This is a genomic window from Amycolatopsis sp. NPDC004378 (assembly GCF_053602455.1).
Window position 1 is genome coordinate 438,356 of record NZ_JBSGDR010000001.1, and the last position, 17,689, is coordinate 456,044.

Here is a 17,689-nt window from a genome sequence, read left to right on the forward strand (position 1 = left end):
CGGCTGAGCCGGACCCGCCGATCGAGCGCCGTCGCCCTGGCTTCCAGTGCGGCGGCGTACTCGTCGGAGTGGCTGTCGCTACCCGGCTCGCTGGATCTGCTCCGGCGGCGGGAACTCCGCTGGGACGTCGTCACGCACGGACCAGTACTCGAGTCCCGACAGCCGCCCTTCCTCGGCGAACACGATGATGCCGCCGTCGGGTGCGTCGGCCTCCACCACCACCCGGCCGTCGAGGTCGGCCGCGGGCAGGGCCGGGTCCACCACGAAGTCGATCGTCGGGCACCCACAGGCGCAGGTTCCGGTGACCCGCGCCGTGGGCAGCTGGGCACGCAGCCGCGGCGCGCCGGGGAACTCGCCGGCGAGCAGGTGGTCCAGCACGGCTCGCTCGGCCGGCGACAACGGCCGCGTCATACGTTGAAGCGGAACTCCACCACGTCGCCGTCGGCCATGACGTAGTCCTTGCCCTCCATGCGGACCTTGCCCGCCGCTCGGGCCGCCGCCATCGAGCCGGCCTCCATCAGGTCGTCGTACGAGACGATTTCCGCCTTGATGAAGCCGCGCTCAAAGTCCGTGTGGATGACGCCCGCCGCCTGCGGGGCCGTTGCGCCCTGGGGGATCGTCCAGGCGCGGGACTCCTTCGGGCCCGCCGTCAGGTACGTCTGCAGGCCCAGCGTGTGGAAGCCCGCGCGGGCCAGCGCGTACAGGCCCGGCTCCGGCTGGCCGACGGACTCGAGCAGCTCGCGCACCGACTCTTCGTCGTCCAGCTCCAGCAGCTCCGCCTCGACCTTCGCGTCGAGGAACACCGCGTCCGCCGGGGCGACCAGCTTGGTCAGCTCCTCGCGGCGGGCTTCGTCGGTAAGCACCGACTCGTCCGCGTTGAAGACGTAGAGGAACGGCTTCGTCGTCAGCAGGCTCAGCTCGCGCAGGGCGTCGAAGTCGACTTCCTTCTGCGCCTGGAAGAGCGTGCGCCCGGCGTCGAGGATCTCCTTCGCCTTCTGGGCGTTGTCCAGCGCGGGCTTGTTCTCCTTCTTCGTCCGCGCTTCCTTCTCCAGCCGCGGCAGCGCCTTGTCCAGCGTCTGCAGGTCGGCGAGGATCAGCTCGGTGTTGATCGTCTCGATGTCGCTCGACGGGTCGATCCGGCCGTCGACGTGCACCACGTCGGGGTCGTCGAACACCCGGATGACCTGGCAGATCGCGTTGGCTTCACGGATGTTGGCGAGGAACTTGTTGCCCAGCCCGGCACCCTCGGACGCGCCCTTCACGATGCCCGCGATGTCCACAAAGGACACCACGGCCGGGACGATCTTCTCCGACTTGTGCAGCTCCGCCAGCTTGTCCAGCCGCGGGTCCGGCAGCGGCACCACGCCGACGTTCGGCTCGATCGTCGCGAACGGGTAGTTCGCGGCGAGCACGTCGTTGCGGGTCAGCGCGTTGAACAGGGTGGACTTGCCGACGTTGGGCAGGCCGACGATACCGAGGGTGAGGCTCACGACCCCGCAGTCTACGTGGCTCGCCCCCGCCACCCGGCGTGCACCCAACGCGGCGTCGGATTTCCGCCAGCAACGGCCCTGACCTGCTGGCATGCTCGGATTCATGGTCACCGACACGCTCGCCCTGTGGCGGGACGCCGAACGCTGCTACCGCGTGGTCACCGCCCGCGACTCGCGCTTCGACGGCCAGTTCATCATGGCGGTCCGCACCACCGGTATCTACTGCCGCCCGTCGTGCCCGGCCTCGACGCCGAAGGAGCAGAACGTCCGCTTCTTCCCGACGTCGGCGGCCGCGCAGGCCAACGGCTTCCGCGCCTGCCGCCGCTGCCTGCCCGACGCCGTCCCGGGCTCGCCGGACTGGAACGTGCGCGCCGACCTCGCGGCGCGCGCGATGCGCCTGATCTCCGACGGCACGGTGGAGCGCGAAGGTGTCCCCGGCCTCGCCCGGCGCCTCGGCTACTCGGAACGCCAGCTCGGCCGGGTGCTCACCGCCGAGCTCGGCGCGGGCCCGCTCGCCCTGGCCCGGGCCCACCGCGCGCACTCGGCGCGGCTGCTCATCGAGGTGTCCGGGCTGCCGCTCACCGACGTCGCGTTCGCGGCCGGCTTCTCCAGCGTCCGGCAGTTCAACGAGACGATCCGCGAAGTGTTCGCGACGACGCCTTCGCAGCTTCGCGCCTTCGCCGCGTCACGACGACGCCAAGGCGAGGTGAGCGGAACCCGCTTGAGCCTGCGGTTGCCGTTCCGGCCGCCGTTCGACGCGGCCGGGTTGCTTCGCTACTTCGCCGCGCACGCGATCCCGGACGTCGAAGAGGTGACTTCGACCGCCTACGCGCGGACGCTCCGGCTCGCCCACGGCACCGGCCTCGTCCGGCTGACCCCGGAGCCGAACCACGTCCGCTGCGAGCTGCTGCTCACCGACCTGCGCGACCTCGGCAGCGCGGTGAGCCGGGTCCGCCGGCTGCTCGACCTCGACGCGGACCCCGCGGCGGTCACCCGCGTCCTCGGCGCGGACCCGGCGCTGGCACCGGTCGTCGCGGCGGTGCCGGGGATCCGGGTCCCGGGGGCCGTCGACGGGGACGAGCTGCTGCTCCGCGCCCTGCTCGAAGGTCCGCCTCCGCCGGGCGACGAGGTGCCGGGCGAGTGGGGCGTGACCAGGCTGTTCCCGACGGCGGCCCAGATCGCGACAGCCGGCTGCGGCGCGACCGTGACCGGCGTCGCCGCCGCACTGGCCGAGGGCCGGCTGGACATCCACGTCGGCCGCGACGCGGCGGAGCTGCGTGCCGACCTGCTCGCGTGCCCGGGAATCGATGCCGCCATCGCCGATCACGTGCTCATGCGCGTGCTCGGCGCTCCGGACGTGCTGCCGGCCGGCGACGCCGAGGTCCGCCGCGGCGCCGAGGCACTGGGTATCCCGCCCGCCTCGCTGCCGGAGCGGGCCCGCGCGTGGACGCCGTGGTGCTCCTACGCCGGGATGTACCTCCGCCACGCGGCCTGACCCTGCACGCCCTGCCACAGCGCGCCCGCACGTGGACACCGTGGTGCTACGCCGGAACGTACCCCTGGCACGCGGCCTGACCCGGCCTCAGCCCTGCTCGCCCTGCCACAGCAACGCCTGCGCGACGATCACCTGGTCACCGTCGAACGTCGCGGACGGCGAGCCGTACAGGCGGTACCCAAGCTCGAGCGCTTCGCTGACCCGGTGGCAGAACTTCGCGTCGTCCGGGCCGGTGAGCAGGCGGTAACGGGGCAGGTCGTTCGGCGGCTGGTCGGTCATGCCTTCATCTTGTCCGAGAATTCAGCCGGCCCGCACCTCCAGCGTCGAGCCCGTGCGGGCCTTCCGGACCCGCAGCCGCGTCGGGATGCGCTGCCGCAGTTCCTCGACGTGCGAGACCAGGCCGACCACCCGGCCGCCCGCGCGGAGTTCGTCGAGGATGTTCATGACGACGTCGAGGGTTTCGGCGTCCAGGGTGCCGAACCCCTCGTCGACGAACAGGGTGTCCAGCAGCGCGCCACCGGTCTCCCCCGCGACGACGTCGGCCAAGCCCAGCGCCAGGGCCAGGGACGCGAGGAACGACTCGCCGCCGGAAAGCGTCTTCGCCGGGCGGATGGTGCCCGAATAGTCGTCCAGCACGTCGATGCCGAGCCCGCCCCGGGTGCCGCGTGCCCCGGCCGCATCGGAGTGCACGAACGAATACCGGCCCTGGCTCATCGTGCGCAGCCGGTGCGTGGCGGCGACCGCCACCTCTTCCAGCCGCGCCGCCAGCACGTACGAGCGCAGCGACATCTTCCGGCTGTTCTGCCCGCGCCCGTTGACGACCTCCGCCAAGGCTTTCAGCTCGGCGTACGCCGCCTCGGCCGGCGCGAGCCCGGTGAGGGCCTTGCGCAGCAGACCGGCCAGCCGTGTCAGTTCTTCGTGCTGGGCCGTCGCGACTCGCAGCGCCGCATACGCGGAGTCGGAGCGGGCCCGGGCCAGCTCCGCCGCGTCGGCCGCACGGCCGACGTCCGCGACGTCGTCCGGCGAGATCCCGAAGAGGTCCGGTTCGGACAGCAGGGCCCGCGCGCCCGCCGCGGCCGCCTCGGCCTCGGCGATGCCCTGTTCCAGCTTCTCGATCTGCTCGTCCGGCAGCATCGCGGCCCGCGCCTTCTTCAGCGACGTGAACCCCTTCGCCTTGACCGCCGCCTCGACCAGGGCACGCTGTTGCGCGACACGCTCCCGGGCGCCCGCGACGGCGGTCCGGGCCTCGGCGACCGCTTCCAGGGCCTCGGCCAGCCCGATGAGGTGCGCGCGCCGGGCACCGACGTCCGCGAACTCGCCGCGGCCGGCGACCAGCCGGCGTTCGCGCTCGGCCAGCCGTTCGTCCAGGGCCCGGACGTCGGTCGCCGCCTCGGTCATTTCCTGTTCGGCCTTGCGACGGCGGTCCGTCCGGACCTCGAGGTCGCGCTCCAGCAGCACGACCTGCTGACCGAGCTTGGCCTTGCCGGCCGCCTGCTCGGTCAGGGCGGCGACGGCGGAGCGTGCTTCGGCCAGCTCCGCCGTGATCGACTCGGCGGTGCGCCCACCCAGCCGGTCCAGCAGACCCGCCAGCCGCGCTTTGGCCTCTTCCAGCGCGACGACGACCCGCTGCCGCACCGCGTCGGCCGCCTGCTCGGCCTCTTCGGCGGCACGCTCCTCGGCCGGGTCGACGAGGGCGATGTCCCGGTTCGCCGGCGCCGGGTGCTCGGCTGACCCGCAGACCGGGCAGGGCGCCCCGTCGGGCAGTGCGGCGGCCAGCTCGGCCGCCATCCCGTCGAGCCGCCGCTCGCGCAGGTCGAGCCGACGCTGGCGAGCCGCCTGGTGGGTGTCGACGACCTCGCGCAGCTTCGCCTCACCGCGTCCGACTTTCGCCTGGGCTTCGGGCAGCTCACTTGCGTCGCGCGCGAAGGCCCGCAGCTCCTCGACCTTGGCCTTGGCGCCCTCGAGCTTGGCCTCGGCTTCGGCCGCTTTGAGGGCGTCCGCCCGCAGTTCGGCGAGCCGGCCGGGGATCTCGGCCAGCTCGGCGGTCAGCGCTTCGACCTGCTGCTGGGCGGTGACCGCGGCCAGCTTGCGGTCGTCGCGCCGCATGATGTCGAGCTGCTGCAGCTCGGCCTCGGCGACCAGTTCCGCGACCGCGCCGGCCTCTTCGCGCGCGGTGGCCGCCCGCGCCTTCAAGTCCCCGGTCGCGCGGGTGCCGAACTCGCGCAACTGGGCGCCACAAGCCTTTTCCGCCTGCTCGGCCTCGGTCAGCTCGGCGGCACGCCGGTCGAGCAGGTCGGCCTCCACCGCGACCCCGGCCGCGCGCCGCGCGGCCGCGACCTCCTGCGCCCATTCGGCGCGCTGCGGCGCCTGCTCGGTGATCTCGACGAGCCGCAGGTGCGCGGTCCGGACCCGCCGGATCTTCTCGGCGCCGGCGCGTTCTTCCTGCAGGTAGACGTCCGCGCGCTGGGCCGCCGCCCGCGTGCGCTCCTCTTCGGCCGTGACCTGTCGGACGCGCTCGGCGGACGCCTCCAGCACCGCACCGACCCACTCCGCGACCTCCGCCTCGGGCGGGTCCTGCTGTGCTTCCTGCGCGTACCTCGCCAGCAGTTCGCGCACTTTTCCCTGCTGGTGCTCCAGTTCCCGGCCGCGCTCGGCACGCAGGTCGGCGAACCAGCGCTCGACGTCGGCGAAGCGTTCGGTGCCGAAGAGCCGTTCGAGGAGCTTCTCGCGCTCGGCGGTGTCCGACCGCAGGAACCGGGCGAACTCGCCCTGCGGTAGCAGGACCACCTGGAAGAACTGCGCCGCCGTCATCCCGAGCAGCCGCTCGACGGTGCGCGCGACCTCCTCGATCCGGATCAGGCCCTCCGGTGGCAGCCCGGCGGGCGCGGTGCCGATCCAGCTCAGCGACACCCGCGCCTGCTGGGTGGTCGTGCCTTCGCCGCGCCGCTTCGGCCGCTGGTACTCGGGGTTGCGCACGATCTTCAGCCGGTGCCCCTGCACGGTGAGCTCCAGCGCGACCTCGGTGACCTGGTCGGTCTCGGCCAGGTCGCAGCGCAACCGCTTGGCTTCGTTGCGGGCACCGGGAACCACGCCGAACAACGCGAACGCGATCGCGTCGAGCAACGTCGTCTTGCCCGCGCCCGTTTCGCCGTGCAGGAGGAAGAGACCGTCGGCGCCCAGCACGTCGAAGTCGACCACCTCGCGTGCGCAGTACGGCCCGAAGGCTTCGACCTCCAGCCTGTGCAGCCTCATTTCGCGAGCGCCCCCCGGTCGGCCGCTTCGAGGGCCTCGAACAAGAGCTGCTCTTCGCTCTCGGTCGGCGGGGCACCGCGGCAGTCGTCGAGGAAGCCGCGCGAGATCTCGATGTCCGACCGGCCGCGCACGGCGTCGGAGTACCGGAGCGGGGCGCCGGCATACCCGCCCTCGGGTTCCCACTCCAGGTGGACCGCGTACCGGAACCGCTCGCGCAGCCGCCGCATCGCGTCGACCGGGCGCACCCGGTCGGTGACCGTGACCGACAGGAAGTGCTCGAGGTACGCGTCGTGCGCCGGGTCGGCGAGCAGGTCGTCGAGCTCGCCGCGGAGAGTCGCCAGTGCCCGCGGCACGGGCAGCTCGTGCCGCCGGACTTCGGCGAGGCCGTGCGCGTCCAGGTCGACCAGCCAGACCGATTTGCGTTGCCGCGCTTCGGAAAACGAATACGCGAGCGGGCTGCCGGAGTACCGGAGGTGCTCGGCGAGCGTCTGCGGCCCGTGGAGGTGGCCGAGCGCGACGTAGTCGACGCCGTCGAAGACCGAGCCGGGCACCTGCTCGACGCCGCCGACCGCGATCGTGCGCTCGGATTCGGTCGGCTCGCCGCCGGTGACGAACGCGTGCGCCAGCACGACCGAGCGCACGCCCGGCCGGGTTTCGAGGTCCGCCCGGATCCGCCGCATGGCCTCGGTGAGCACGCCGGTGTGGCCGCGCGCCTCCGGCACGCCCAGCGCGTGCCGGGCCGGTTCCGGCTCCAGGTAAGGGATTCCGTAGACGGCGACCGGGCCGTCCGCGTCGTCCAGCAGCACCGGCTCGGCCAGGCCGCCGACCGTGGTGCGCAGGTGCAGCCCGCCCGCCGCCGCGAACTCCGCGAAGGCGCCGAGCCGCGGCGCCGAGTCGTGGTTCCCCGGCGTGACGACGAGCTGCGCGCCCGCCGCGCGGATCCGCGCGACCGCCGCGGTGGCCACCCGGACGGCCTCGGCCGACGGGACCGCGCGGTCGTAGATGTCGCCCGCCACCAGGACGGCGTCGATCGCCTCGCCGGCCACGAGGTCGGCGAGGTGCCCGAGCACCGCTTCCTGTTCCGCGAGCAGGTCGGCGCCGTGGAACGTGCGCCCGACGTGCCAGTCGGAGGTGTGCAGGAATCTCACGGGCCCAAGGTACGACCCGGCTCCGACGAAATCGCGAAGGCTCGCCGCCGGCTCACTCGAACGTGTGTACTAACTCGGCAGGTACCGGGGGTCGTCCCCCGCGACCTGCCGTCGCCGGGTGACGGCGTCGAGCTGCTCGGCCAGCCGCGGGAGCGTGGTCGAGGCCAGATAGGTCTCGGCACCGGCGTCGAGCATGCGGTGGATCGGGCCGCGGTAACTGATCCCGAGCTCTTCGTCCTCGATCTCGGTGACCACGACGCGGGCCCGCGGGAACATCGACCGGACGTGCGCGACCAGCTGCGGGCTCGCCGGCGGGACGAGCACGGCGTCGGCCGTCGACGGCGCCGCGTGCAGGTCCAGCACGACGTAGTCCGTGCCGAGCTCGGCGGCCAGGGACGTCCGTGCCGAAGCCGGAAGCTTCATCGCGGTGGCCACCACCGTCACGTCGCCGCGGCGCGGTGGCTTACCGGCGCCGCGGATCACCGCGACCGGCTCGCCTTCCCGCGTGAGCACCAGGTTTTCGCCGGGCCCGAGGGCGTCGATCAGCGCCACGACGTCCTCGGGCAGGTGCGTCACGTCGATCCGCCGTGTCATCGCCCACCCCCGTCTTCAGGACGCGCGGGATCGTCTTCGGTGGCCAACACGCCCACGCGAATTCCAGTTGTTCGCAGGTCAGCTACCCAGAGCGACGGTTCGGCTGCGGTTTTTGTCGGTGCCGTCCGCCATGATGTCCCCGCGGTCCGAACCAGGCGGCCCGGAGGGAGGAGGCGGAAGTGGCGACGGTGCTGACCACCGCGGCGATCGTGCTCGCGGTCCTGCTGCTGTTCGCCGTCGCGGTGCTGTGGCGGCTGTACAACGACGGGATGCGCCGGGCGGACGCGGCGGCCCGGCAGGTGGCGGCCGAGCGGGCCAAGGCGGACCAGCAGCAGCTGGCCCTGCGCCGCTACGAGGTCGCCTTCGCCTCGATCAGCGGGCGCGGCGAACTGGGCGAACAGGTCCTCGTGGAGACGGCCCGCGCGCTCGGGCTGCGCGAGAACCTGCACTTCACCCTGCAGACGGACGTCGCGGGCGGCGGCTCGGCGAAGCCGGACATGGTGCTGCGGGTGGGCGGCGACCGCGCGGTCCCGGTCGACGCGAAGGCGAGCATGGCGATCTGGGCGGAGGCGGTGGAGACCGACGACCCGGAGGAGCGGATCGACGCGTTGCGCGCGCACGTCCGTCAGGTCCGCTCCCGGGCGGCCGAGCTCGCCGGCAAGAACTACCAGCGCTGGGCGGACGCGATCTACGGCACGATCATGTTCGTCCCGTCCGACGCCGCCGTGGTCGCGGCGCTGGACACTGACCCGGAGCTGTTGCGCTGGCTCATCGACCGCCGGGTGTTCCTCTGCGGGCCGACCGGCTTCGGCGTGCTGGCGTCGGCGGCCCTGTTCGCGGCGAGCGACCGCACGCTGGAGGCGGACGTCGAGCAGGTGCGTGCGGGTGCGGCGGCCGCGCACCGGGCGGCGGGCGGCGCGGTGGACGCGCTGAACCTGTCGAGCACGCACCTCCAGCGGTTCCTGTCGGCGCGACGGCGGGAGCTGGAGGCCCTCGAGTCGTTCCGGGCGGCGGTGGCCCCGCTGACCGACGCGGCGGGCAGCCCGGCGGCGGTCCCGCAGGTGCGGAAGGGGGACGAACTGGCGGCCAGCTGACCGGACGGGCCCGGACTGTCGACTTCCGCGCTCCAGGGCCGGTCGCGGGCGCAGGCACACATCCGGCGATTCGGTCAGCGCCCCGCCCGGCGGTGTCCGGCCTGGCGGGCTGACCGGCGGGTCCGCGCAGGCCTCCCACCTGCGACGACCGGCGCGCAGCGGAGTCCGCGGACGAGCCGAGCCCGAAGGACTGGACCACATCACACCACCACCCCGCGGGTCCACCGGAGTCACGCCGCCGGGTGGCTGTACCCCCACGTCGGCGGCGGTGCTGGCAAGATCTTCACAACCACGAGATACGGTGTTGTGTTGTGACCGCGATTCGCGATCGCCAGAGCGATCCAGAAGCCGACGACGTCCCCGTACCGTGGGACGAGCGTCCCGTCGTCGGTTCCGGGCGTGGATTGCCCTGGTGGGCAGCGGTCCTGATCGGCCTCGGCCTGGCGGTTCTGGGCGCTTTCGTCGCCAAGCCCAGCCAAACCAGCATTCCGGTGTTCTTCGTCGTCTGCTACATCGCCGGGGCCGTCATCGCGGTCTGCGCGGTGCGGCGCCGGGGGCTGTTCGGGCCGATGGTGATGCCGCCGCTCGTGCTGGCCGTCGCCGTGCCCAGCGTCATCCTGCTGACCTCCGGGTCCGCCGGCGACGACACGCTGTCCAAGATCCTGAGCATCGGCACCCCGCTGATCAACGGGTTCCCGGTGATGGCGATCACCACCGGCATCACGCTGCTGATCGGGTTCGCCCGGATCTTCCGCGAACGCGACCCGGACGCCCCGAAGAAGGCGAAGGCCGGCAAGCCGGACCGCCGTCGAGCGGACGAGGACGACGATCGGCCGGCCGCGCGTGCCGCGGCGACGTCGGCCGGCGGGCGGCCGCGTCCGCCGGGGTCGGGCCGCAGTGGCCAGACCCCGCTTCCGCAGGGTGCCCGGCGCGGCCGCGAAGGCGAACCGCCCCGGCGACCGCGCCCGCCGGCCGACGGCGACCGCCGGACCGCACGCGGAGGTGCCCCCGCCGAACGCGACCGCGGCGGCGCGCGCAAGCCACCGCCGGCCGGCCGCCGCACGCCCCGGCCGGAGGAAGGCGACCCTCGCCGTCGGGGCGGTGACGCGGCTCCGCGCCGTCGTCCGCGCCCTCCGGCGGAAGACGGCCGCGACACACCTCCGCCCCGCCGCCCCTCCGGCGGCCGGGGTGCCCCACCGCGGCGAAACCGTCCCTGGGACGACGAAGAACGCTGACAGCCAACGAAAAGGGCGGTCACCTCCGGCTGGAGGTGACCGCCCTTTTCGTATGGGAACTCAGACCTTCCGAAGCTCCTTCGGCGGCGCGAAGGTGATCTTCTCGTTCGCCGTGGTCACCTCGTCGACGTCGCCGTAGCCCCGCTCGGCCAGCCAGGCCAGCAGGTCCATGACCAGCTCGTCCGGCACCGAAGCGCCGGAGGTGACACCCACCGTCGTCACGCCGGAAAGCCAGGCTTCGTCGACCTCGTGCGCGAAGTCGACCAGGTACGACGCCCGCGCCCCGGCCTTAAGGGCCACCTCGACGAGACGCTTCGAGTTGGACGAGTTCGTCGACCCGACCACCAGCACCAGGTCGCACTCGGCGGCCATCGCCTTGACCGCGACCTGGCGGTTCGTGGTGGCGTAGCAGATGTCGTCGCTCGGCGGGTCCGCCAAGCCCGGGAAGCGTTCACGGAGCTGGTCGACGCGCTCCATCGTCTCGTCGACCGACAGCGTCGTCTGGGACAGCCAGATCACCTTCGACGGGTCGCGGACCTCGACCTTGTCGACGTCCTCGGCCTTGTCGACCAGCTGGACCTTGTCCGGCGCCTCGCCGGCCGTGCCCTCGACCTCCTCGTGGCCTTCGTGGCCGATGAGCAGGATGTCGTAGTCGTCCTTGGCGAACCGGTTGACCTCCTTGTGCACCTTTGTCACGAGGGGGCAGGTCGCGTCGATCGTGCGCAGGTTCCGTTCCTCGGCCTCCGCGTGCACCATCGGCGAGACGCCGTGGGCGGAGAACACCACCAGCGCGCCCTCGGGCACCTCGGACGTCTCGTCGACGAAGATCGCGCCGCGCTCCCGCAGCGTCTCGACCACGTGCTTGTTGTGCACGATCTCCTTGCGGACGTACACCGGGGCGCCGTAGACCTCGAGGGCCTTCTCGACGGCGATCACCGCGCGGTCGACCCCCGCGCAGTACCCACGGGGCTTGGCGAGCAGCACCCGCTTGCCGGAAGCGGTTCCGGTGATCGTCGGGGTACCCGCGGGCTCGATTCCGGGACTCGCTGAACTCATGGCACCCAGGGTACGGGCAGCCCGGAGCCGAACTCGAAGTCCCTTTCGGGTGAGCTTCGTCCCCCTTCCGCGCTGTGCGCGGGGTCACGCAACGCGCCCGTGTCCGATGCGCTCGTCCGCCGCCTGACATCCAGGTCGGCCACCGCTTTACGGCGGGCCGCGGCGGCCTGCCCGGCACAAGCCTCACCCGTTCGGTTGGGCAGGATGGCGTAAATGCGGCAGGCTGGACGCATGAAGCCATTCCCGCTCCCCCTCCGGGTCGCCGCGGGCCTCGCCGTCAGCACCGCCGAGCGGGTTCGTGAGCTTCCCCGGCAGCTCGCCGGGCTCCCGGTGACCGTGGTCAGCCAGGTGCTGCAGGCCTCCATGCGGGTCCAGCAGCACGTCACCGAGCTGGCGATCAAGGGCGACAACGCCCTCTCGAGCCTGCGCCCCGTCGAGGACACGCCGAGCTGGGCGACCTTCGACGAGGACCTCGAGCCCGTCCCGTCCGTGCGGCCGAACCTCGCCGCCGTCGCCGACGTGCCCGAGCCGCGCTCGGAGATCAACGGTCACGTTCCGTCAGCAGCCGAGCTCGAAGCGGAACTGGGTGACCCGTGGGCCGATGAGGAGCGCGCGCTCGCCGAGGACCACGAAGACGGCGAGTTCGACGCGAGCCCGGCCGCCGGCGGCAACGGCCAGGTGACCGGCCCGGCCGGCCTGGCGAACTACGACGAGCTGACCCTGCCCCAGTTGCGCGCGCGGTTGCGCCGGCTCACGATCCCGCAGCTCGAGGAGATCCTCGAGTACGAGCGCGGGCACGAGAACCGGTCGTCGTTCACCGGGATGCTGGCCCGCCGCATCGGCAACGCCCGCAAGGCCGAAGAAACCGGCGACGACGCGGAAGGCCAGTGACCGAAACCGAAGCGAGCACCGCCGAGAAGCCCTGGCCGGTCCGCACGGTCGCGCGCAAGATCGGCGACTGGGTGCACCGGCTCGGCACCGTCTGGGTCGAAGGCCAGGTCACGCAGGTCAGCTCCCGGCCGAACACGCAGACCGCGTTCCTGACGCTGCGCGACCCGTCGGCGGACGTCTCGATGTCCGTGACCTGCCCGAACTGGCTGATCCGCGAGATGGAACCGCCGCTGCGCGAGGGCGCGAGCGTGGTCGTGCACGCGAAGCCGTCGTTCTTCTTCGGCCGCGGAACGCTCAGCCTGCGCGCCGACCAGATCCGCGCGGTCGGCATCGGTGAGCTGCTGGCCCGGATCGAGCGCCTCAAGAAGCTCCTGACCGCCGAAGGCCTCTTCTCGGCCCAGCGCAAGCGGCCGATCCCGTTCCTGCCGAAGGGCGTCGGGCTGATCACCGGCCGCGCGTCGGCGGCCGAGCGGGACGTCCTGGCCAACGCGCAGGGGCGGTGGCCGCACGTCCGGATCAAGGTGCTCAACACGGCCGTGCAGGGCTCGCAGGCGGTACCGCAGGTCATGCGTGCGCTGCGGATCTTCGACGCCGACCCCGAGATCGACGTCATCGTCATCGCCCGCGGCGGCGGCAGCGTCGAGGACCTGCTGCCGTTCTCCGACGAGGCGCTCTGCCGCGCGGTGTCGGCCGCGGGCACGCCGGTGGTCAGCGCGATCGGGCACGAGCCGGACACCCCGCTGCTGGACTACGTCGCCGACCTGCGCTGTTCGACGCCGACCGACGCCGGCAAGCGGATCGTGCCCGACCTGCGCGAGGAGACCGAGCGCGTCCGCCAGATGCGCGACCGCGGGCGCCGCGCGCTGCACGGGTGGGTCGACACGCAGGCGCGCCTGCTCACGCAGCTGCGCAGCCGTCCGTCGCTGGCCGACCCGCTCGGGCCGGTCCAGCGGCGCCAAGACGACGTCGACGTGCACCGCGAACGCGCGCGGCGCGCCATGCTGACGCTGCTCGCCAAGGACCAGGCCGAACTCGCGAGCTCCCGGGCCCGGCTGACCGCCCTCGGCCCGGCCGCGACGCTGGCCCGCGGGTACGCGGTCGTGCAGTTCGTCGACGCCGAAGGCAACCTCCAGGTACTCCGCTCCGTCTCCGAAGTCGAGGCCGGTGCCCAGCTGCGCGTGCGGGTGGGTGATGGCGCGATCGGCGCGGTGGCGGAAGGAGAGCAGGGGTGAGAGCGACGTTCCTCCCGCTCACCGTGGACGCGGCCCGGCGCGTGGGGGCGCGCCCGCTGCTGGACCAGGCGGTGCGCACCGACCGGGCGGCCGCCGAGTGCTGGACGGCACTGCTCGCGGGCTGCGGCACCGCCGCCCGCCGCGACCTGGGCCCGCAGCTGCGGCGGCTGTCCGAAGCGACGTCGACGCAGGTCGGCTCGCGCTGGTGGTTCGCCGAGGGGGCCGGGCACCGCAGGCGCGTCGCCCGCGCGCAGGAGAACCTCGAAGAGGCGATCGCGGACGGTGACGGGCAGGAGTTCGCCCTGGCGTTCGTCGGGTACGACCACGCCATGGCGAGCGCGGTAGTGTGCGCGAACAGCGTGCCAGCCCAGAAGGTCGGAGAACACCGAGCGTGAGTGAAGCAGCCAGCGAGGAACTCGGCTACGAGCAGGCCCGCGACCGTCTCGTCGAGGTCGTCCGGGAGCTGGAAGCCGGGGGGTTGTCCCTCGAGCAGTCGCTCGCGCTGTGGGAGAAGGGCGAGAAGCTCGCGAAGGTCTGTGAGCGCCATCTCGAAGGCGCCCGCGAGCGGATCGAAGCCGCCCTCGCGTCGGTGGAGGACGACTCCGGGCAGTGACGTTTGCCATGTCTTCGGCATCGGGAAACCGGACAGGGATCTGACAGACTGTTGACCCGCCAGTTCCACGATCCGGGAGGCAATGATGTCCGCCGCAGAGAGTCGTCGTGAAGCGCCCGACCGCAACCTCGCGATGGAGCTGGTCCGGGTCACCGAGGCCGCCGCGATGGCGGCCGGCCGCTGGGTCGGCCGCGGCGACAAGATCGGCGGGGACGGCGCGGCCGTCGACGCGATGCGCCAGCTCGTCTCGACGGTGTCGATGCGCGGGGTGGTGGTGATCGGCGAGGGCGAGAAGGACGAAGCGCCCATGCTGTTCAACGGCGAAGAGGTCGGCAACGGCGACGGGCCGGACTGCGACGTCGCGGTCGACCCGGTCGACGGCACGACCCTGATGGCCAAGGGCATGCCGAACGCCCTGGCGGTGCTCGCGGTGGCCGAGCGTGGCGCGATGTTCGACCCGTCCGCGGTGTTCTACATGGAGAAGCTGGCCGTCGGGCCCGAGGCCGCGGGCAAGGTCGAGCTCGGCGCGCCGATCGCGGAGAACATCCGCCGGGTCGCCAAGGCGAAGAACAGCAGCGTCGGCGACGTCACGGTGTGCATCCTGGACCGCCCGCGCCACGAGCAGCTCATCAAGGAGGTCCGCGACGCCGGCGCGCGGATCCGCTTCATCTCCGACGGCGACGTCGCGGGCGCGATCGCCGCGGCCCGCCCGACCACCGGCGTCGACATGCTCGTCGGCATCGGCGGCACGCCGGAGGGCATCATCGCGGCCTGCGCGATGAAGTGCCTGGGCGGCGAGCTGCAGGGCCGGCTGTGGCCGAAGGACGACGCCGAGCGCGAAAAGGCCATCGCCGCCGGGCACGACCTCGACCGCGTCCTGCTGAACGACGACCTCGTGCGCGGCGACAACGTCTTCTTCTGCGCCACCGGCGTCACCGACGGTGACCTGCTGCGCGGCGTCCACTACCGCGAGGGCGGCGCGACGACGCAGTCCATCGTGATGCGGTCCAAGTCCGGGACCGTCAGAATGATCGACGGCTACCACCGGCTCACCAAGCTGCGGGCGTACTCCTCGGTCAACTTCGACGGCCACCTGGACACGCCCGACGACGACGTTGTGCCCCCGCTGCCGTAAAGGAGCTCCGTGACCAGGCGCCTGCTCGCCCTGCTGGTTCTCGCACTCGTCCTGGTCCCCGGCACCGCCGCGGCCGGCCCCGGCATCGTCGGGGGCGGCGACGCGGACCAGCCGTACCCGTTCGCGGTGTCCCTGCACTCGTCGACGGGCAAGCTGTTCTGCGCCGGCGCCCTGATCGCGCCCACCTGGGTGGTGACGGCCGCGCACTGCGCGTTCGACAAGACGCCGTCCGCGGTCTCGGTGCGGGCCGGGACGAACGACTCCGGCCAGGGCGGCGAGGTCGCCAAGGTCGCCGACATCATCGTGAACCCGGCCTTCAACACGCAGAGCCCGGCCGGCGACATCGCCCTGCTGCGCCTGGCGGTACCGGCCAAGGCTGCGCCGATCGCGCTCGGGACGACCGCGTCGCCGGGCACCGCGACGCGGATCCTCGGCTGGGGCCAGACGTGCCCGAAGGTCGGCTGCGGCCAGATCCCGACGACGCTGCAGCAGCTCGACACGCACATCGTCGAGGGCACGAAGTGCACGTCCACGTTCGACGGCACGGCCGAGCTGTGCACGGACAACCCCGGCGGCAACGCCGGGGCGTGCTTCGGTGACTCCGGCGGCCCCGAGGTCGTCCGCGACGGCGACCACTGGCTGCTCGTCGGCGTCACCAGCCGCCCGGGCAACAACGACCCGCAGTGCGCGACGGCGCCGTCGATCTACACGTCGGTGGTCGCGTACGCGCCGTGGATCGCCGAGAAGACGAAGGCCTGACCTACTCGGCGTTGCTCGAGTGGCCCGGGAACAGGTGGGCGTCCGGGTCGAGCGCGACGGCGATGTTGTTGACGGCCGTCGCGGCCTCGCCGAAGCCGGTCGCGATCAGCTTCACCTTCCCCGGGTACGCGGCGACGTCGCCGGCGGCGTAGACGCGTTCGCGGGCGGTGGCCATCGTCGAGTCGACGGCGATCGCGCGGTGGTCGATCTCCAGGCCCCAGCTCTCGATCGGGCCGAGGTCGGCGGTGAACCCGAGCGCCGCGACGACGGCGTTGGCCGGGAGCCGCTCGTCTTCGGCGCCCTTCACCGAAATCTCGACGGCCTCGAGCGCGCCGCTCTCGTTCTCGACAAACCTCGTGACCTCGGCGTCGGTGATGATGCGCGTGCCGAGTTCGCGGGCCTGCCGGACGATCGACTCGGCCGCGCGGAACTTCGCGCGGCGGTGCACGAGCGTCACGCTCTCGGCGACCGGGTGCAGCGCCAGGATCCAGTCGAACGCCGAGTCCCCGCCGCCGACGACCACGACGTGCTGCCCGGCGTGCGCGGCCAGCGACGGGACGAAGTGGACCATGCCGCGGCCGAGCCAGCCGTCGCCGGCGGGCAGCGGGCGCGGGGTGAACTCGCCGATGCCCGCGGTGATCAGCACCGCGCCCGCGCGCAGGGTTTCGCCGCCGTCGAGGGTCAGCTCGACACCTTCTCCGGTGCTTTCGAGCTTCTCGGCCTTGCGCCCCAGCAGGTACGTCGGCGCGAACGGCGCGGCCTGCTTCACCAGCCCGTCGATCAGGTCGCGGCCGCGGACCTCGGCGAACCCGCCGACGTCGTAGATCATCTTCTCGGGGTACATCGCGGTGACCTGGCCGCCGGGCTCGGGCAGCGAATCGACCACCGCCATCGAGAGGCCGCGGAACCCGGCGTAGTACGCGGCGAACAAGCCGGTCGGGCCCGCGCCGATGATCACGAGGTCGTAGGAGTCCCCAGGAACTTCAGTCATGCTCGCTCCAGCCAGTGGTGGATGGCGGTGATCGAGAACACACCCGATCCTAGCCGGATCGGAGTTCACTCGACGGGGTGCGACACCGGCGGCCGGACGACCGGCGCCCACCGTGGGGTGCGCGGCGGACAGTGCTCAGCGCCACCGCGGCGATCTTGGTGATCTTCGGCTGGTTCGCCCTGGTCATCCGGCTCGGGCTCCCGTACGCCGAATCCGAAGGCCTGGTGTTCTTCGTCGCTGTCTCCTTCGTGGTCTTGGTCCTGCTCGGCCGCTGGCTGGCCCGCACGGGCGCGCTGCTCGTCCTGCTCGGCCTGCTCCCGGTGTACGCGGTGTTCTTCGGTGGCTGGGCGGGGATCGGCGACGAAATCCTGCTTTCGCGCGGGAAGGCGGTGGAGGCGGTGCTGACCGCGGAAACGGTGCAGCGGCTGAAGGGCGGCCTCTCGTACACGTACGACCTGCGGAACCCGGACGGGAGCACGGGATCGCTCGATCCGGGCATCGGCACGCGGCTGGCGGTCGGCAGCCGGGTCAAGGTCGTCGAAGACCCGGACGGGCTGGTCGCGACGCAGCTCGCCGGGCGGCAGGACCCGACAGTGCCACTCGTCTTCGCCTGCCTCGGGGTCGCGGGGTTCGTCGCCGCCGTGGCCGTGACCGCGTGGGCCGGTGAGCGGCGCAGGGTGCGCAACGCCACCACGCGGTGACTC

At 72.7% G+C, this 17,689-nt stretch carries 18 protein-coding genes; 10 read left to right on the forward strand and 8 right to left on the reverse strand.

Features of this window, described 5'->3' with window-relative positions:
• Positions 1 to 78: 78 nt before the first annotated feature.
• Positions 79 to 411 carry a hypothetical protein gene (locus tag ACWEN0_RS02175; RefSeq protein ID WP_451968130.1) on the reverse strand — a complete coding sequence of 111 codons (333 nt, stop codon included), beginning with the start codon at positions 409 to 411 and terminating at the stop codon, positions 79 to 81.
• A complete protein-coding gene (gene ychF / locus ACWEN0_RS02180) occupies positions 408 to 1,490 on the reverse strand; it encodes a redox-regulated ATPase YchF (protein WP_451968132.1) in 1,083 nt (360 codons plus the stop codon). The genes ACWEN0_RS02175 and ychF overlap by 4 nt, the downstream gene beginning before the upstream one ends.
• Before the next feature lie 103 nt (positions 1,491 to 1,593).
• Here ychF and ACWEN0_RS02185 point away from each other — a divergent pair, with 103 nt between their 5' ends.
• Positions 1,594 to 2,985: a DNA-3-methyladenine glycosylase 2 family protein gene (locus ACWEN0_RS02185; RefSeq protein ID WP_451968134.1), complete on the forward strand. Its 1,392-nt coding sequence runs from the start codon at positions 1,594 to 1,596 to the stop codon at positions 2,983 to 2,985.
• An 87-nt stretch (positions 2,986 to 3,072) separates the two neighbouring features.
• On the opposite strand, the gene ACWEN0_RS02190 is transcribed toward ACWEN0_RS02185, so the two are convergent.
• From ACWEN0_RS02190 to ACWEN0_RS02205, 4 genes are all read right to left on the reverse strand, one after another.
• The gene (locus ACWEN0_RS02190) at positions 3,073 to 3,264 is read right to left on the reverse strand and encodes a DUF1737 domain-containing protein (RefSeq protein ID WP_451968136.1); all 192 of its coding nucleotides are present in this window, start codon (positions 3,262 to 3,264) and stop codon (positions 3,073 to 3,075) included.
• Between the two features lie 21 nt (positions 3,265 to 3,285).
• Positions 3,286 to 6,237: an AAA family ATPase gene (locus ACWEN0_RS02195; protein ID WP_451968138.1), complete on the reverse strand. Its 2,952-nt coding sequence runs from the start codon at positions 6,235 to 6,237 to the stop codon at positions 3,286 to 3,288.
• Entirely contained in the window at positions 6,234 to 7,385 is a 1,152-nt protein-coding gene (locus ACWEN0_RS02200; RefSeq protein WP_451968140.1) for an exonuclease SbcCD subunit D, read from the reverse strand. Before ACWEN0_RS02200 ends, ACWEN0_RS02195 begins: the two co-directional genes overlap by 4 nt.
• A 69-nt stretch (positions 7,386 to 7,454) precedes the next feature.
• The gene (locus ACWEN0_RS02205) at positions 7,455 to 7,979 is read right to left on the reverse strand and encodes a hypothetical protein (RefSeq protein WP_451968142.1); all 525 of its coding nucleotides are present in this window, start codon (positions 7,977 to 7,979) and stop codon (positions 7,455 to 7,457) included.
• A gap of 179 nt (positions 7,980 to 8,158) precedes the next feature.
• Here ACWEN0_RS02205 and ACWEN0_RS02210 point away from each other — a divergent pair, with 179 nt between their 5' ends.
• Positions 8,159 to 9,073: a DNA recombination protein RmuC gene (locus ACWEN0_RS02210; RefSeq protein ID WP_451968144.1), complete on the forward strand. Its 915-nt coding sequence runs from the start codon at positions 8,159 to 8,161 to the stop codon at positions 9,071 to 9,073.
• A gap of 311 nt (positions 9,074 to 9,384) precedes the next feature.
• Positions 9,385 to 10,308 carry a DUF6542 domain-containing protein gene (locus ACWEN0_RS02215; RefSeq protein WP_451968146.1) on the forward strand — a complete coding sequence of 308 codons (924 nt, stop codon included), beginning with the start codon at positions 9,385 to 9,387 and terminating at the stop codon, positions 10,306 to 10,308.
• Positions 10,309 to 10,368: 60 nt separating this feature from the next.
• Here ACWEN0_RS02215 and ACWEN0_RS02220 read toward each other — a convergent pair whose 3' ends face one another.
• A complete protein-coding gene (locus ACWEN0_RS02220; protein ID WP_451968148.1) occupies positions 10,369 to 11,364 on the reverse strand; it encodes a 4-hydroxy-3-methylbut-2-enyl diphosphate reductase in 996 nt (331 codons plus the stop codon).
• 231 nt (positions 11,365 to 11,595) lie between these two features.
• Here ACWEN0_RS02220 and ACWEN0_RS02225 point away from each other — a divergent pair, with 231 nt between their 5' ends.
• The 6 genes from ACWEN0_RS02225 to ACWEN0_RS02250 all read left to right on the forward strand — a co-directional run bounded on the left by ACWEN0_RS02225 (position 11,596) and on the right by ACWEN0_RS02250 (position 15,994).
• On the forward strand, positions 11,596 to 12,255 hold the full coding sequence (locus ACWEN0_RS02225) for a lipid droplet-associated protein (protein ID WP_451968150.1): 660 nt from the start codon (positions 11,596 to 11,598) through the stop codon (positions 12,253 to 12,255).
• Positions 12,252 to 13,487 carry an exodeoxyribonuclease VII large subunit gene (gene xseA, locus ACWEN0_RS02230; RefSeq protein ID WP_451968152.1) on the forward strand — a complete coding sequence of 412 codons (1,236 nt, stop codon included), beginning with the start codon at positions 12,252 to 12,254 and terminating at the stop codon, positions 13,485 to 13,487. The genes ACWEN0_RS02225 and xseA overlap by 4 nt, the downstream gene beginning before the upstream one ends.
• Positions 13,484 to 13,882 (forward strand): hypothetical protein, encoded by a 399-nt coding sequence (locus tag ACWEN0_RS02235; RefSeq protein ID WP_451968154.1) that lies wholly within the window; start codon positions 13,484 to 13,486, stop codon positions 13,880 to 13,882. The genes xseA and ACWEN0_RS02235 overlap by 4 nt, the downstream gene beginning before the upstream one ends.
• Positions 13,879 to 14,100, forward strand: coding sequence for an exodeoxyribonuclease VII small subunit (locus ACWEN0_RS02240; protein ID WP_451968156.1), 222 nt, complete (start codon positions 13,879 to 13,881; stop codon positions 14,098 to 14,100). The genes ACWEN0_RS02235 and ACWEN0_RS02240 overlap by 4 nt, the downstream gene beginning before the upstream one ends.
• Positions 14,101 to 14,182: 82 nt before the next feature.
• On the forward strand, positions 14,183 to 15,235 hold the full coding sequence (gene glpX, locus ACWEN0_RS02245; RefSeq protein ID WP_451968158.1) for a class II fructose-bisphosphatase: 1,053 nt from the start codon (positions 14,183 to 14,185) through the stop codon (positions 15,233 to 15,235).
• Between the two features lie 9 nt (positions 15,236 to 15,244).
• Positions 15,245 to 15,994, forward strand: coding sequence for a S1 family peptidase (locus ACWEN0_RS02250; RefSeq protein WP_451968160.1), 750 nt, complete (start codon positions 15,245 to 15,247; stop codon positions 15,992 to 15,994).
• 1 nt (position 15,995) lies between these two features.
• Here the strand turns inward: ACWEN0_RS02250 and ACWEN0_RS02255 are convergent, their stop codons facing one another.
• Complete coding sequence (locus ACWEN0_RS02255; RefSeq protein ID WP_451968162.1) at positions 15,996 to 16,985, reverse strand: NAD(P)/FAD-dependent oxidoreductase; 990 nt, start codon at positions 16,983 to 16,985, stop codon at positions 15,996 to 15,998.
• Between the two features lie 131 nt (positions 16,986 to 17,116).
• Between ACWEN0_RS02255 and ACWEN0_RS02260 the strand changes: the two genes are divergently transcribed.
• Positions 17,117 to 17,686 carry a hypothetical protein gene (locus ACWEN0_RS02260; RefSeq protein WP_451968164.1) on the forward strand — a complete coding sequence of 190 codons (570 nt, stop codon included), beginning with the start codon at positions 17,117 to 17,119 and terminating at the stop codon, positions 17,684 to 17,686.
• Positions 17,687 to 17,689 lie beyond the last annotated feature (3 nt).

Bases quoted from the DNA above. Each gene is read 5' to 3' on its own strand.
- ACWEN0_RS02225 (WP_451968150.1), top strand. From the start codon at position 11,596: ATGAAGCCATTCCCGCTCCCCCTCCGGGTCGCCGCGGGCCTCGCCGTC.
- ACWEN0_RS02175 (WP_451968130.1), bottom strand. From the start codon at position 411: ATGACGCGGCCGTTGTCGCCGGCCGAGCGAGCCGTGCTGGACCACCTG.
- glpX (WP_451968158.1), top strand. From the start codon at position 14,183: ATGATGTCCGCCGCAGAGAGTCGTCGTGAAGCGCCCGACCGCAACCTC.
- ACWEN0_RS02190 (WP_451968136.1), bottom strand. From the start codon at position 3,264: ATGACCGACCAGCCGCCGAACGACCTGCCCCGTTACCGCCTGCTCACC.
- ACWEN0_RS02255 (WP_451968162.1), bottom strand. From the start codon at position 16,985: ATGACTGAAGTTCCTGGGGACTCCTACGACCTCGTGATCATCGGCGCG.
- ACWEN0_RS02185 (WP_451968134.1), top strand. From the start codon at position 1,594: ATGGTCACCGACACGCTCGCCCTGTGGCGGGACGCCGAACGCTGCTAC.
- ACWEN0_RS02205 (WP_451968142.1), bottom strand. From the start codon at position 7,979: ATGACACGGCGGATCGACGTGACGCACCTGCCCGAGGACGTCGTGGCG.
- ACWEN0_RS02195 (WP_451968138.1), bottom strand. From the start codon at position 6,237: ATGAGGCTGCACAGGCTGGAGGTCGAAGCCTTCGGGCCGTACTGCGCA.
- ACWEN0_RS02220 (WP_451968148.1), bottom strand. From the start codon at position 11,364: ATGAGTTCAGCGAGTCCCGGAATCGAGCCCGCGGGTACCCCGACGATC.